The sequence below is a fragment of the Stenotrophomonas sp. 2694 genome (genome assembly GCF_040548715.1).
Taxonomy (GTDB): Bacteria; Pseudomonadota; Gammaproteobacteria; order Xanthomonadales; family Xanthomonadaceae; genus Stenotrophomonas; species Stenotrophomonas indicatrix.
This window is the reverse complement of the sequence record NZ_JBEPSG010000016.1, coordinates 69,801-84,177: the sequence shown is the minus strand read 5'-3', so window position 1 is coordinate 84,177 and position 14,377 is coordinate 69,801. Positions and strand designations below refer to the sequence as shown.

Below are 14,377 nucleotides of genomic sequence, written 5' to 3'. Positions count from 1 at the left end.
GGGGGGGGGGGGGGGGGGGGGGTGGGGGGGGGGGGGGGGGGGGGGGGGGGCGGGGCGGCGCCCCCCCGCCCCCCCCCCGGGCGCCCCCGCCCCCCCCCCCCCCCCCCCCCCCCCGGCCCACCCGAGCTGGCTGGACCACACCGCGGAGGGGGCGGCGCCCGATGGCCGGCACTCTCCACACGTCCGTTAACACCGACCATGGCATGCTCGGCGCTCAGTCCACCCGGAGCCTTGGCCATGCGCCTGTTGACCCGCCTCATCCCATTGTTGCTGCTGGCCTCCCTGCTGTCCGGCTGCGGCTACAACGCCATCCAGCAGAAGGACGAAGCGGTCAAGGCCAGCTGGTCCGAAGTGCTCAACCAGTACAAGCGCCGCGCCGACCTGGTGCCCAACCTGGTGCAGACCGTGAAAGGTTTCGCCAGCCAGGAAGAACGCGTGCTGACCGAAGTCACCAACGCCCGTTCGCGCGTTGGCCAGATCAACGTCAACGCCGACGATGAAGCCTCGCTCAAGCAGTTCCAGCAGGCCCAGGGCGAACTGGGCAGTGCGCTGTCGCGCCTGCTGGTGGTTACCGAGAACTACCCGGTGCTGAAGTCCGACCAGAACTTCCGCGACCTGCAGGCGCAGCTGGAAGGCACCGAGAACCGCATCACCGTTGCCCGTGGCCGCTACATCCAGCAGGTCCAGGACTACAACACCTACATCCGCTCGTTCCCGCAGCTGATCACCGCCAAGATCTTCGGCTACCAGCCCAAGCCGAACTTCACCGTGGAAAACGAAGCGCAGATTTCCAACGCGCCGGCGGTTGATTTCGGCAACGCGCCGCAGCAGCAGCCGGCCCCGGCTCCGGGCCACTGACCGATGCGCCTGGCCGCCACACTGCTGGCCCTGCTGCTGTGGCTGCCGATGACCGTGCAGGCGCAGACGCTGGCGCCGATTCCGGCGCTGGATTCGCCGGTGGTCGATACCACCGGCACCCTGGATGCCGCGCAGAAGCAGGCGCTGGTGCAGCAGGCGCTGGACCTGCAGCAGCGCAAGGGCAGCCAGATGCAGGTGCTGGTGGTGCCGACCACGCAGCCGGAAGACATCGCCCAGTACACCACCCGGGTGTTCGACCAGTGGCAGATCGGTCGCAAGGGCGTGGATGACGGCGTGCTGCTGGTGGTGGCCAAGGACGATCGGCGGGTGCGCATCGAACCGGGCTATGGCCTGGAAGGTGCGATTCCCGATGCGATCGCCAACCGGGTGATCCAGGAATACCTGGTGCCACGCTTCCGCGCCAATGACTACGCCGGCGGCATCACCGAGGCCACGGCGGTGCTGGTGAGGATCATCGACGGCGAAGTCCTGCCGGCGCCGGTCAGCAGCCAGCAGGGACGCGCCCCGGACGGGGGCGGTGATACCTGGATCCTGGCATTGTTCATCGGCGTGTTCGCCGGCAGCATCCTGCGCGGCGTGTTCTCGCGGGTACCGCGTCCGCTGCGCGGCCTGCTGGGTGGTGCTGGAGCGGCGGTAGCCGCCTTCCTGTTCACTTCCACCTTGCTGGCCAGTGGCCTGGCCGGCGTGGTGGGCCTGGTGGTGGCGATGTTGTCCGGCCATCCGGGGCGTTTCGCCGGTGGTGGCGGTTGGGGCGGAGGTAGCTGGGGCGGCGGCGGCTTCGGCGGCGGGGGTGGGTTTGGCGGTGGCGGCGGCTGGGGCGGCGGTGGTGGCCGTTCCGGCGGCGGCGGCGCGTCGGGAGGCTGGTGATGATCCAACGTCTGTGCAGGCATCTGTTTTCGCCATCGGTACGGCGGGCGTTCCCGCCGGCCACGCTACAGGCGATCACCGAGGCGATCGCCGCGGGCGAGCAGCGCCATGGCGGCCAGGTGATGTTTGCCGTGGAGGCCGATCTGCCACTGCATGCGCTGTGGCACAAGGTCACCCCGCGGCAGGCGGCCGAGCATGCCTTCGCGCGCCTGCGCACCTGGGATACCGCGCACAACAACGGCGTGCTGATCTACCTGCTGCTGGCCGACCACGCCATCGAGATCGTGGCCGACCGTGGCCTGCAGGGGCGGGTCGCGCCCGAGCAGTGGCAGCGGGTCTGCTCGCATCTGCGCGAAGGCCTGCGCGGCTCGCAGCCGGTGGCAGCGCTGCGCGATGCCATCGACGAGGTTTCCTCCCTGGTGGAAGGGCACTTTCCGGCCTCGGCGCGGTCCGATCAGGACGGCCTGCCGGACACGCCGCAGATCCTGGGCTGAAGCCCGGCAATCGGGCGACGGCGGCCACCACGAGGCCGCTCCCGGGCGGCGCTAGAATATCGGCATCCCTGCAAGGCGCCCTTCATGATCTATTTCCACGACATCGACCCCATCGCCCTCTCGTTGGGACCGATCAAGGTGCACTGGTACGGCATCATGTACCTGCTCGGCTTCACCGCCGCCTGGCTGCTGGGGCGCAAGCGGATCGCCGACGGGCGCCTGCCGGGCGTCGACGCCAACGGCTTCTCCGACCTGCTGTTCTACGCCATGCTCGGCGTAGTGCTGGGCGGGCGCATCGGCTACATGCTGTTCTACGCGCTGGGCGATTTCCTGCACAACCCGCTGCTGCTGTTCAAGGTGTGGGATGGCGGCATGAGCTTCCACGGTGGCCTGCTCGGCGTGATCGCGGCCTGCTGGTGGTGGTCGCGCAAGCATGCGCTGCACTTCTTCGACACCATGGATTTCATGGCGCCGCTGGTGCCGCTGGGCCTGGGCTTTGGCCGCATCGGCAACTTCATCGGCGCCGAGCTGTGGGGCAAGTACACCGACGGCAGCTGGGGCGTGGTGTTCCCGTCCGGCCTGCCGGCACCGTTGAACCAGCTCGACCACGCCACCCTGCAGTCGCAGTTCGCCAGCGGTGCGCTCAACCAGTTCGCGCGCCATCCGTCGCAGCTGTATGAAGCGCTGCTGGAAGGGCTGGTGATGTTCGCGGTGTTGTGGACGGTGTCGGCCAAGCCGCGCCATCGCTATCTCATCGGCGGCCTGTTCGCGCTGCTGTATGGCATCTTCCGCTTCGCCGTCGAGTTCGTGCGCATGCCCGACAACGGCGTCTACGTGGCCTTCGGCTGGCTGACCAAGGGCCAGATCCTGTGCGTGCCGCTGATCGCCTTCGGCCTGGTGCTGCTGGTGATGTCGCGCCGCGCGCCGGTGCTGCAGCCGCAGCCGCTGGTGACGGCGGAGGGCAAGGCATGAAGGCCTACCTGGACCTGCTCTCGCACGTGCTCGAACACGGCGCGGAGAAGAGCGACCGCACCGGTACCGGCACCCGCAGCGTGTTCGGCTGGCAGATGCGCTTCAACCTCAACGACGGCTTCCCGCTGGTCACCACCAAGAAGCTGCACCTGCGCTCGATCATCCACGAGCTGCTGTGGTTCCTGAAGGGCGATACCAACATCGGTTACCTCAAGGACAACCAGGTGCGCATCTGGGACGAGTGGGCCGACGAGAACGGCGACCTCGGCCCGGTGTACGGCAAGCAGTGGCGCAGCTGGGCCACGGCCGACGGCGGCCAGATCGACCAGATGCAGTGGCTGGTGGACGAGATCAAGCGTAATCCGGATTCGCGGCGGCTGGTGGTCAGTGCCTGGAACGTGGGCGAGCTCTCGCAGATGGCGTTGATGCCGTGCCACAACCTGTTCCAGTTCTACGTGGTCGACGGCAAGCTCAGCTGCCAGCTGTACCAGCGCAGTGGCGACATCTTCCTCGGCGTACCGTTCAACATCGCCAGCTACGCACTGCTGACCCACATGGTGGCGCAGGCCACCGGCCTGGGCGTCGGCGATTTCGTGCACACGCTGGGCGACGCGCACCTGTATTCGAACCACTTCGAGCAGGCCCGCGAGCAGCTGTCGCGTGAACCGCGCGCGCTGCCGACGCTGTGGTTGAACCCGGAGGTGACCGATCTGTTCGGCTTCCAGTTCGATGACATCCGCATTGATGGCTACGATCCGCATCCGGCGATCAAGGCGCCGGTGGCGGTATGAGCGCGCGCCCACGCGTTGCGGCGCTGCTGGCGTTGGCTGGCCTGGCGCCGCTGAGCCTGGTGCAGGCGGCGCCTGCAGACACCCTCGCATTGGCCCGGCAGGTCAACGAGCAGATCGTGCACAAGCACATGCGCGGGGAATTGCAGCGCTTCGTCCGGACGCTCGATGGTAGCGCGCCACTGCCCAGCGACATGCCGGCCGGCTGCCAGGCACAGATGCGCGAAGCGGTGACCGGCATGTACGCGGCGATGGCCGAACACCTGAAGGCTGGCATCGAAGAACCCGCCTACCAGCATGAGCTTGAGCAGCGCCTGGCGGTGGTCTATTCCAGCAAGGATCTGCAGGGATTCCTGGCGCGCAGCGGCAGCACCGACGTTGCCACGCTGTCCAGGGACATCCTGTCGGGACCGGGCCTGAAGGAGATCGAGGACGCGCAGATGGACAGGATCCTCGAAGGCCTGGACGAGAATTCCACGTCGAACCCGGCGCTGGCTGCGGCGCTGCGCGCGGCCAGTGCCGCCAACGAGGCCTGTACACGCCTGCAGATCGACGCCGGCTGAGGAGGCCGCACCATGAAACTTTCGATGATCGTTGCACTGGATCGCAATCGTGGCATCGGCCAAGGCAACGCCATGCCCTGGCACCTGCCGGACGACTTCAGGCACTTCAAGGCGTTGACCCTGGGCAAGCCGATCCTGATGGGGCGCAGGACCGCCGAATCGATTGGCCGCGTGCTGCCCGGCCGAACGAACCTGGTGCTGACCCGCAGCGGCCAGGTGCCGTTCGAGGGCATGCGCGCGGTGGCCTCGCTGGACGAGGCGAAAGCGATTGCAGAGGGCGAGGGCGCCAGCGAGCTGTGCATCATTGGTGGCGGCGAGATCTTCCGCCAGCTGCTGGACCAGGCCAGTGATCTGTACCTGACCTGGGTGGATGCCGAAGTACCGGCCGATACCCATTTCCCGGAGGTGGATGAGCGCCTCTGGCAGCAGGTGGCCAGTGAACCGCACCCGGCCGATGAGCGTCACGCCTACGCGTTCCGCTTCGTGCATTACGTCCGCCGCTGAGCGCGGCGTCCTGTAGAGCCCGGCCGTGCTCGGCTCTACAGGATCGTTCTACGGCATCCGGTAGTGGCCGATGATGGTGTGCTGGAACAGCAGGTTCTCTTCCCGCGTACCGCGCGCGATGTTGTGCAGTACCAGCGGCGTGCCGTCGGCCAGGCGCCGGTCGGAAACGATGCCTACGTGCAGCAGGCCGTTGCCGTTGAGCTTCCAGGCCACGATGTCGCCGGCGGCGAAGTCGCTGGGAAGGGCACTGATCGGTTGCTGCCAGCCGTGGCGGTCGAACCAGCGCATCAGGTTGGGCACGCGCCGGTGGTCGATGTTCCGATCCGGTCGGGACAGGCCCCAGAGGGGCGGATAGGCGCTGAAATCAGCGCGCATGTCTTCATTCACGCGGACCTGCAGGTCCAGCCCCTGCGTACGCAGGGCGCGGACCACCACGTCGGTGCATACGCCGCGATCAGCGGGCACGTCGCCACCGGGGTAGGCCAGTACCTGATAGGCAGGGTCGTAGCGGGTGGTGACGCCGACCTGTGCGCGTGCGGCAGCGACCAGCGGCGGCGAAGGTGCAGGAGCTGATGCAGGGGCGGCGGTAGCGTCGGCGCCGGCAGTCGCTGGCGACGATGAGGGCTGGCAGCCGCTGGCCAGGGCCAGCGTCAGCAGCAGCACCGTCCATGGTGCGCGGTTGCCGGGCGTCATGCCGAAGGAGGCGTTCCGTTGTTGTTGCCACCACCGCCACCGCCACGGCGGCGGCGGCGGCGCGGACCACGGTTGCCCGGGGCGCCAGCCGTTGCAGCGTTGCCGTTGCCCTGGCTGTTGTCCTTGCCTGCCGTGCGCTCGTGTGCCGGTCGCGCGGGCGGCCGCGCGTTGGCGACCGGTGCCGGTACGTCGCGTCCCGGTACCTGCACCACGCGCAGCTCATCGGTGTCGAGCTGGATCGCGGTGAGCTTGCCACCCCACACGGCACCGGTGTCGATCGCGTGGATGCCCTGGGTGATGGTCAGGCCGAGCGCGGACCAGTGGCCGCAGACCACCTTCAGGTCGCGTTCGACCCGGCCCGGCACTTCGAACCAGGGATACAGCCCCTGTTCCTGGGTGCCCGGCGTGCCCTTGTCCTCGATGCCGATGCGGCCGCGCGAGGTGCAGTAGCGCATGCGCGTGAGCACGTTGATGATCGCCCGCGAGCGCTCGTAGCCGGTCAGGTTCGGCGCCCAGCTGGGCTTGTCGCCGTACATGTTGCGGAACAGCTTGCGGTAGCCGGCGCCGTGCAGCTGCACTTCCACTTCGGCCGCATGCTTCTCGGCCATCTGCGTGGTCCACTTCGGCGCCAGGCCGGCATGCACCATCATCCAGCCAAGCTCGCGGTCCACGTGCACCAGCTTCTGCAGGCGCAGCCAGTCCAGCAGCACATCGCGGTCTTCGGCCTGGACGATGCGCAGCAGGTCCGGGTTGACCTTGCGCTGCTCTTCCTCGGTGCGCGCACCGACGGCCAGCAGGGAAAGGTCGTGGTTGCCGAGCACCACCACGCTGTGTTCGCGCAGCGAATGCACCAGCCGCAGGGTTTCCAGTGACTGTCCACCGCGGTTGACCAGGTCGCCGCAGAACCACAGGGTGTCCTGCGCCGGATCGAACCGGATCTTCTCCAGCAGGCGCTGGGTTACGTCATAGCAGCCTTGCAGGTCGCCGATCGCCCATACACTCATCGTTCGGCCTCCGTGTCAGTGCAGGGTGCGCGGGATGGCCAGCACGAAGGGTGCGACCGGCGCGGCGAATTCGGTGCCGTCGTCGGCCACCATGTCGTAATGGCCCTGCATCGTGCCGTGCTCGGTGCCGAGCATGACACCTGAGGTGTAATGGAAGTCTTCACCCGGACGCAGTCGCGGCTGTTCGCCGATCACGCCATCGCCATCGACATGCTCGACGCGGCCATTGGCATCGGTGATGCGCCAATGGCGTGCGACCAGGCGCGCGGCAACGCGGCCCTGGTTGTGGATGCGGATCGTATAGGCGAACGCATAACGACCGTCTTCCGGCGCGGATTGGTCGTCGAGGAAGCGCGGGGCGACTTCGACGGAGATGGCATAAACGTCAGCGTCTTCCATACCGGCAGTGTAATCAGGTGGCATTGGCCAAAGCGATGAATTCAGCCACGTCCAGCTGTTCGGCGCGGGCATCGGGGCGCACGCCGGCGGCCACGAACTGCTCGGCGCTGACCACGTTGTTCAGGGCATTGCGCAGGGTCTTGCGGCGTTGGCCGAAGGCGGCCTTGACCACCTCGGCGAAGCGCTTGTGGTCCTTGATGTCGATGCTGGCCGGGTCGCGCGGTACCAGGCGCACTACGGCCGAATCGACCTTCGGCGGCGGCCTGAACGCACCCGGCGGCACCACGAACAGCGAGGTCACCTCGCAGTAGGCCTGCAGCATCACGCTGAGGCGGCCGAACACCTTGCTGCCGGGACCGGCAGCCATGCGGTCGACCACTTCCTTCTGCAGCATGAAGTGCATGTCCGAGACCACCGCAGCATGCTCCAGTGCATGGAACAGGATGGGCGAGGAGATGTTGTAGGGCAGGTTGCCGACCAGGCGGATCGGCTGTCCGTCGGCCAGCTCGGTGAAATCAACCCGCAGCACGTCGCGGTTGACGATGGTCAGTTCACCCAGGGGCTCGGCGGCGGCCGTCAACGGCGCGATCAGGTCGCGGTCGAACTCGATCACCGTCATCTTCGGGTGCACGCGCAGCAGCGGCAGGGTGATCGCACCCTGGCCCGGGCCGATCTCGACCAGGCGGTCGCCGTCCTTGGGATTGACCGCCATCACGATCTTGTCGATGTAGTAGCGGTCGGCAAGGAAGTGCTGGCCGAGCTGCTTCTTGGCCGGGGCGGAAAACACCGGGCCGGAGGGGGAATGCGGGGAAGTCATGTGCTCAGTGTACGTTGCCGCGCCAGCCGCGCACACAGCGTTGTGGCGGCCTGCAGGCTGGAAGGATCGGCGATGCCGCGGCCGGCAAGATCCAGCGCGGTGCCGTGGTCCACCGCCACGCGCGGATAGGGCAGGCCCAGGGTCAGGTTCACCGCCTGCTCGAAGCCGGAGTACTTCAGCACCGGCAGGCCCTGGTCGTGGTACATGGCCAGCACGGTGTCGAAGCCGGCCAGCTTGGCCGGCAGGAACGCGGTATCGGCCGGCAGCGGACCGATCAGGTCCATGCCCTCGCTGCGCAGGCGTTGCAGCAGCGGGATGACCAGATCCAGTTCCTCGCGACCGAGGTGACCGTCTTCGCCGGCATGCGGGTTCAGGCCAAGCACGGCGATGCGCGGTGCGGCCAGGCCGAACTCGCGGCGCAGCGCGGCATGCACGGTGCGCAGGGTCTGTTCCAGGCCGGGCGCGGTGATTGCATCGGCGACCTCGCGCAGCGGCAGGTGGGTCGTGGCCAGGGCAACGCGGACGATGTCGTTGGCCAGCATCATCACCACCTTCACCCCGGCCTGGTCGGCCAGCAGTTCGGTGGTGCCGCTGTAGGCGATGCCGCCCTGGTTGATCACCGCCTTGTGCACCGGGCCGGTCACCACGCCGTGCAGTTCACCGGACAGGCAGGCCTGGCCCGCACCGAGCAGGGCGCCGATCACCGCACCTGCGTTGGCAGGGTCGGTATGGCCGAAACGGCTGGGGGCGCTGTTGGCGACGGCGCGCAGGCGCAGATCGCCGGGGACGCGTGCGTGTGCGTCCTCGGGCAGCAGTTGCAGGGGCAGATCCAGCGCGGCTGCGGCCGCGCGCAGGGTGTCCGGATCGGCGAATGCCAGCAGCCGGCAATCATCGCGCGGCTGCTGGACCAGTCGGACACACAGTTCCGGGCCGATCCCGGCGGGCTCGCCCGGTACCAGAGCGAGCTCGGGGAGCATGGCTCAGGACTGCGGAGGCGTGGCGGTATTTTCCGCCCGGTCACCGCTGCGGAAGCTGACGTAGGCTTCGCCACGCAGCTCCTGCAGGAAGCGGTTGTACTCGTCTTCCAGCTTGCGGCGACCGATGGTCTCGCGGACCTGGGCGCGCTGGTTGTCACTGCCGACGTCGGTCTGGCGGGTGCCCACGCGCTGCACGATGTGCCAGCCCGCATCGGTGCGGAACGGCTGGCTTACGCCGCCGTCCTGGATGCCTGCCACCTGCTGGCCGAAGGCCGGGCCGAACGCGTCGGCCGGGAACCAGCCCAGATCGCCGCCCTGGCCCTTGCTGTTGGTGTCCTCGGACGATTCCTTGGCCACCTGCTGGAAGTCGGCACCGCCGGCAATACGCGCACGCAGGGTGTCGATCTTGGCCTTGGCGGCCGCGTCGGACTGGGCATCGTCCACGCGCACCAGGATATGGCGGCCGTGGTACTCGGTGACCGTGTGGGTGCCTGCCGCCGCGCTGGCGTCACGCACTTCCACCAGCTTCAGCAGCTGGAAGCCGCTCGGGCCACGGATCGGGCCGACCACTTCGCCGGGCTTCATCTGCTGCATCGTCTGTGCGAACGCGGCCGGGATTTCATCCAGGGTGCGCCAGCCGAGGTCGCCGCCTTCCAGCGCATTGGGGCTGTCGGAATAGCGCACGGCCGCCGCATTGAAGTCCAGTTCGCCCTTGTCCAGCAGGGCCTTCACGCCATCAGCCTTCTTCTGGCCGGTGGCGATCTGCTCGGCGCTGGCACCATCGGGCAGGGCGACCAGGATGTGTGCGAGGTGGAACTGGTTGCCGGCATCGGCCTGCTGCTTCAGGGCAGCATCGACCTCGCCTTCGCTGACGCTGATGCGGCTCTGCGCGAAGCTCTGGCGCAGGCGCTGCACGGTGATCTCGTCACGCACCGAGGCGCGGAAATCGTTGAAATCGATACCGTCACTGGCCAGGCGCTGGCGCAGGGCATCCAGGGTCGAGCCGTTCTGCTGGGCGATGGCATTCATCGCCTGGGTCAGTTCCTGGTCGCTGACACGGATGCCGCTGCCCTGGGCACGGGCCACCTGCAGCTTGACCAGCACCAGGCGCTCGAGCACCTGGCGGCTGAGCACGTCATCGGGCGGCAGCTGGGCCTCGCGGCCGGCGTACTGCGCCTTGATGTTGGCGATCGCACGCTGGAGCTCGCTCTGCAGGATCACGTCCTCATCGACGACAGCAGCGATGCGATCCAACGGCTGGGCCTCCTGCGCAAGAACCTGCAGGGGGGCGGACACGCTGGACACCGCCAGAAGCGATGCGAGGAGAACGGGGAAGCTCTTGGTCATGGGATCTGATTCGGATCGTAGTCATCGCGGGTCGCTCCGGTGTTGCTGGGCGGCACGAGATAGAGGTCGTCGCGGTTGTAGCCGAGGATAGCACGGCGCAAAGTGCGGTCCGTGTCCTGGCCGAGGGAGCTCAAGCCCTTGAGCACGAACTCGAGCTGGATGGAGTTGTTCATTTCGCCTTCGCGGTTGCGCACGTAGCGGCGGGCCACGGCGCGCACGGCCAGACAGCAGCTGTCCCACTGTACGCCACCGATGATCTCCAGCGGTTCCTTGTCCTGGATCGAGTAGTAGTAGCGGCCGACCAGGCTCCAGCGCTCGTTCAGCGGGTACAGGAACGACAGGTCGGCCTGTTCCAGCAGGGTGCGGTCATGCTTGTTGGCGGTGGCCGGGGCGCCGGAATTTATGCGGTAACGGTAGGTCAGGTTGACCACGCCGTCGTTGGACATCAGGTAGCGGGCACGGACGCTGGCCAGGTCCTCGCGCTTGTACTTGGGATCCCACTGGTAGGTGGCGCCCAGCGTCCAGCGGTCGTTGATCATGTAGTTGCCGTCGGCGATCCAGGCCGACTTGCCCTTTTCAACCGGCGCGCCACCCGGGACCACGCTCACCCGCGACTCGTCGAAGTACTGGATCTGGCCGATGGAGGCCGAGAAACGCTCCTTGCCGGTGGTCTGGTCGATGAAGCGGGTACCCAGCGCCAGAGTCAGCTGGTTGGCGTCGTTCTGGCGATCGGCGCCGGTATAGCGCGAATCGCGGAACAGCTGGCCCCAGCTGAAGGTGAAGTCGCGGGTATCGAAGATCGGCAGCTCGTCCTGGTTGCGGTAGGGCGTGCGCAGGTAGAACAGGCGCGGTTCCAGGGTCTGCAGGAACGACTTGCCACCGATCTTCGTCTCACGGTCGAAGAACAGGCCGGCATCGAGGCTGGCGATCGGCAGGCTGCGGCTGGGCGAGGTATTTCCGCGCAGCTGTTCCGGAGTGGCCGTGTTCGGATCGATGCCCTGCGAGACCAGGATGCTCCTGCGGGTGGCATCGGCCAGTCCGCGGTCCAGCTGGTAACCGGTATAGCGGTAGGCAAGCGTCGGCGTGACATACCAGGCCGCGCCGCTGATCGGGAACGACACATAGGGCTTCACATCCAGGCGCGAGCCACCATACATGCGCTGGGTCTGGCCGTTGCGCGTGTACTGCAGGTCGGGACCGGCCTCGGCGCCGTACTTGAAGTTGATGTCGTCGTGGGTGAAGCGCACGGCCTCGGCGTAGACGCCGGTCTCCAGCCACGGCAGCAGCTGCTTGTCCCAGTTGAAGTACAGGCGCGGCTGGCGGTTGTAGGCCAGGGCGCGCTCGTCGAGCGTGTAGTCGGTCAGCTGCCAGCGGTCGGCCATGATGCCGGCCGTCCAGTTCTCGCCGGTGCCGTACAGGCCGATGGTGCTCTGCAGGTTTGACGCGGTGACGCCCACCAGGCGATTGGCGAAGTCTTCCACGTAGCGCTCGTCGCTGACCCAGGCCAGGTTGGCGCGGGCCTGCCAGTGGCTGTCTACGTTGTGGTAGCCGCCGAACATCACCCGGCCGCGGTCGCGGTCGCGCAGTTTGTCGTTGGGCATGAACGCGGTCAGCAGTTCGCCGCGGCCGCCGTTGTAGAGGTAGCGGAACTCGTTGTCGAGCATCAGGCCGCGTTGGCTCATGTAACGCGGGGTCAACGTGTCGTCGTAGTTCGGCGCCAGGTTGAAGTAGATCGGCTGTGCGTAGTCGAAACCGTTGCGGCCGGACATGCCCAGCTGCGGGAACAGCAGGCCGGTCTTGCGCCGGTCATCGATCGGGAACTTGAAGTAGGGCGCCCACAGCACCGGCACCTTGCCGATCCGCAGCACCGCGTTGCGGGCGGTGCCGAAGCCTTCGTCGTTGTCGACTTCGATCTCCGGGGCGGTCAGCTTCCACACCGGCTGCGACGGGTCGCAGGTGGTGTAGGTGGAGCGGTGCATCTGCCCGACCGCGCCCTGCAGGTCGACCGATTCGGCTTCACCGTTGCCGCGGCGGGACACCAACTGGTACTGGATGTCGGTGATTTTGTGGGTGTCGCTTTCCTGGTTGCCCTCGGCGCGCTTGGCGACCATCCGGATCGAGGCATCCTGGTAGCGGACGTTGCCGTCGGCGACATAGTTGCCGCTTTCGGTATCGAAGCTGAGCTTGTCGGTGCCCACGAACTGGTCGCCCCGGCGCAGCGCCACGTTGCCCTGGTACTGCGGCACGGTGGTGGTGCCCAGCAGCTGGTCGCCCTCGATGTCGGTGGGCTGCTGTTCGCGCGCAGCGCTGGCGGCAGCCTTGTCCTGGCCGGGCACCGGGGTCGGTGCGTCGGTGAACGCAGGGATCACGTCGGTGGCCGGGCAAAGGCCCCAGTTGAGCGGCTTGTCATCAGCCCATGCCGGAAGGCAGACGGCGATGCTCAGGGGCAGGGGAAGCAGGCGGAGGGCTCGGCGCACGCGGTTCGGATTCGGGCGAAAACGGACGGTAGCTTGCCCCATCCCTTGCATAGGGGCAATGAAGGCCTCCCCGGATTGCCGGTTCGGGTTCATCCAGGCCCGTTGCCGGAAGGCGTCGCCATCAGTGCCTGCAGGTGGGCCACGCTGCACTCGGCCAAGGCCTGCAGGTCGTATCCTCCCTCCAGCATCGACACCACCCGGCCGGCGGCATGGCGGCGTGCCAGCGCGTGCAGTTCGCGGGTGATCCAGGCGAAATCGTCGGTCTCCAGCATCAGGTCGGCCTGCGGGTCGCGCAGGTGGGCGTCGAAGCCTGCCGAGATCAGCAGCAGCTGGGGGCGGAAGTCGTCGATCGCCGGCAGCATCTCGTCGGCCCAGACGTTGCGGAAGCGGAAGCCGCCACTGCCGGGCGGCAGCAGGATGTTCATCAGGTTGCCGGCGCCGCGGTCACGGCGCAGGCCGGACTCGGGGAACAGCCCGGCCTGGTGGGTGCTGTAGTAGGACACCCGTGCGTCGTGCTGGAAGATGTCCTGGGTGCCGTTGCCGTGGTGGACGTCGAAGTCGACCACGGCGATCCGCTCCAGACCGTGGCGGTCGCGGGCGTAGGCGGCGGCGATGGCGATGTTGTTGAGCAGGCAGAAGCCCATCGCGGTGCTGCTGGTGGCATGGTGGCCGGGCGGGCGCACCGCGCAGAAGGCCAGCGGATCCTCGCCCAGCATCACCGCATCGACGGCCGCGACACCTGCGCCGGCGGCGTGCACCGCGGCGCTGGCCGAGCCCGGCGAGGTCCAGGTGTCCATGTCCAGCTGGCGCAGCGGTGCGCTCTGCGGTTGCAGTACCAGATCCAGCAGCGCGCTGTCGTGGACCCGGGTCAGTTCACCGAACTTGGCCGGCGGCGCTTCGCGCCAATCCAGTTGGCCGGGGAAGGCCTCGTGCAGCGCGTCGAGCACCACCTGCAGGCGTTGCGGGCATTCAGGATGGCCAGGGCCCGGATCGTGCAGCAGGCAGGCGGGATGGGTGAAGACCAGCACGGCGGCTCAGCGCTGGCGATGCTGTGGTTGCCACAGCGCTTCGCCGTGGCCATCGGCCCGTGCCAGCACCCGGGCCAGCACGAACAGCAGGTCTGACAGCCGGTTGAGGTACTGCAGCGCCTCGCTGCGTACCGGTTCCACGCGGGCCAGGGCGACCGTGTCGCGCTCGGCGCGGCGGACCACGGTGCGCGCCAGGTGGCAGCGCGCGGCGGCCTCGCCACCGGCCGGCAGGATGAACTCCTTCAGCATCGGCAGGTCGGCGTTGTAGTGGTCCAGCTGCTGTTCCAGCGCCGACACATCAGCGGCGTGGATCGCCGCATGGCCGGGAATGCACAGTTCGGCGCCCAGATCGAACAGCTGGTGCTGCAGGTGCACCACCAGTGCGCGGACGTCCTCCGGCAGCGGCACGGCCAACAACAGGCCGAGCGTGGCGTTGGCTTCATCGACGGTGCCATAGGACGCAACACGCAGGTCATCCTTGCCGACCCGGCTGCCGTCACCCAGGCCGGTGCTGCCGTCGTCGCCGGTGCGGGTGTAGATGCGCGAGAGGCGATGACCCATGGCGTGG

16 protein-coding genes are annotated in these 14,377 nt (G+C 67.9%); 7 read left to right on the top strand and 9 right to left on the bottom strand.

Annotated features, from left to right (window positions below; all coding sequences use genetic code 11):
* Positions 1–237: 237 nt before the first annotated feature.
* The 7 genes from ABIA73_RS16520 to ABIA73_RS16490 all read left to right on the top strand — a co-directional run bounded on the left by ABIA73_RS16520 (position 238) and on the right by ABIA73_RS16490 (position 5,067).
* Complete coding sequence (locus ABIA73_RS16520) at positions 238–858, top strand: LemA family protein (RefSeq protein WP_025877902.1); 621 nt, start codon at positions 238–240, stop codon at positions 856–858.
* 3 nt (positions 859–861) lie between these two features.
* Positions 862–1,746 (top strand): TPM domain-containing protein, encoded by an 885-nt coding sequence (locus ABIA73_RS16515; protein ID WP_354276030.1) that lies wholly within the window; start codon positions 862–864, stop codon positions 1,744–1,746.
* A complete protein-coding gene (locus ABIA73_RS16510) occupies positions 1,746–2,240 on the top strand; it encodes a TPM domain-containing protein (protein ID WP_354276029.1) in 495 nt (164 codons plus the stop codon). The genes ABIA73_RS16515 and ABIA73_RS16510 overlap by 1 nt, the downstream gene beginning before the upstream one ends.
* Positions 2,241–2,324: 84 nt before the next feature.
* Complete coding sequence (gene lgt, locus ABIA73_RS16505) at positions 2,325–3,212, top strand: prolipoprotein diacylglyceryl transferase (RefSeq protein WP_088101117.1); 888 nt, start codon at positions 2,325–2,327, stop codon at positions 3,210–3,212.
* A complete protein-coding gene (locus ABIA73_RS16500) occupies positions 3,209–4,003 on the top strand; it encodes a thymidylate synthase (RefSeq protein WP_033830389.1) in 795 nt (264 codons plus the stop codon). The genes lgt and ABIA73_RS16500 overlap by 4 nt, the downstream gene beginning before the upstream one ends.
* Positions 4,000–4,563 carry a hypothetical protein gene (locus ABIA73_RS16495; protein ID WP_032974939.1) on the top strand — a complete coding sequence of 188 codons (564 nt, stop codon included), beginning with the start codon at positions 4,000–4,002 and terminating at the stop codon, positions 4,561–4,563. Before ABIA73_RS16500 ends, ABIA73_RS16495 begins: the two co-directional genes overlap by 4 nt.
* Positions 4,564–4,575: 12 nt before the next feature.
* A complete protein-coding gene (locus tag ABIA73_RS16490; protein ID WP_025877911.1) occupies positions 4,576–5,067 on the top strand; it encodes a dihydrofolate reductase in 492 nt (163 codons plus the stop codon).
* Between the two features lie 48 nt (positions 5,068–5,115).
* On the opposite strand, the gene ABIA73_RS16485 is transcribed toward ABIA73_RS16490, so the two are convergent.
* The 9 genes from ABIA73_RS16485 to ABIA73_RS16445 all read right to left on the bottom strand — a co-directional run bounded on the left by ABIA73_RS16485 (position 5,116) and on the right by ABIA73_RS16445 (position 14,370).
* Positions 5,116–5,760, bottom strand: a complete 645-nt coding sequence (locus tag ABIA73_RS16485; protein ID WP_025877912.1) for a DUF1287 domain-containing protein — start codon at positions 5,758–5,760, stop codon at positions 5,116–5,118.
* Positions 5,757–6,764: a symmetrical bis(5'-nucleosyl)-tetraphosphatase gene (locus ABIA73_RS16480; RefSeq protein WP_059066049.1), complete on the bottom strand. Its 1,008-nt coding sequence runs from the start codon at positions 6,762–6,764 to the stop codon at positions 5,757–5,759. The genes ABIA73_RS16485 and ABIA73_RS16480 overlap by 4 nt, the downstream gene beginning before the upstream one ends.
* Before the next feature lie 15 nt (positions 6,765–6,779).
* Entirely contained in the window at positions 6,780–7,163 is a 384-nt protein-coding gene (apaG, locus tag ABIA73_RS16475) for a Co2+/Mg2+ efflux facilitator ApaG/CorD (protein WP_025877914.1), read from the bottom strand.
* Positions 7,164–7,176: 13 nt separating this feature from the next.
* A complete protein-coding gene (rsmA, locus tag ABIA73_RS16470; RefSeq protein ID WP_025877916.1) occupies positions 7,177–7,980 on the bottom strand; it encodes a 16S rRNA (adenine(1518)-N(6)/adenine(1519)-N(6))-dimethyltransferase RsmA in 804 nt (267 codons plus the stop codon).
* Positions 7,977–8,957: a 4-hydroxythreonine-4-phosphate dehydrogenase PdxA gene (gene pdxA / locus ABIA73_RS16465; protein WP_088101120.1), complete on the bottom strand. Its 981-nt coding sequence runs from the start codon at positions 8,955–8,957 to the stop codon at positions 7,977–7,979. The genes rsmA and pdxA overlap by 4 nt, the downstream gene beginning before the upstream one ends.
* A 3-nt stretch (positions 8,958–8,960) precedes the next feature.
* A complete protein-coding gene (locus tag ABIA73_RS16460; protein WP_032974943.1) occupies positions 8,961–10,304 on the bottom strand; it encodes a peptidylprolyl isomerase in 1,344 nt (447 codons plus the stop codon).
* Entirely contained in the window at positions 10,301–12,781 is a 2,481-nt protein-coding gene (gene lptD, locus ABIA73_RS16455; RefSeq protein WP_279208918.1) for an LPS-assembly protein LptD, read from the bottom strand. Before lptD ends, ABIA73_RS16460 begins: the two co-directional genes overlap by 4 nt.
* An 89-nt stretch (positions 12,782–12,870) precedes the next feature.
* Positions 12,871–13,809 carry a histone deacetylase family protein gene (locus ABIA73_RS16450; protein WP_154879413.1) on the bottom strand — a complete coding sequence of 313 codons (939 nt, stop codon included), beginning with the start codon at positions 13,807–13,809 and terminating at the stop codon, positions 12,871–12,873.
* 6 nt (positions 13,810–13,815) lie between these two features.
* Positions 13,816–14,370, bottom strand: coding sequence for a cob(I)yrinic acid a,c-diamide adenosyltransferase (locus tag ABIA73_RS16445; RefSeq protein WP_025877925.1), 555 nt, complete (start codon positions 14,368–14,370; stop codon positions 13,816–13,818).
* Between the last annotated feature and the right edge of the window lie 7 nt (positions 14,371–14,377).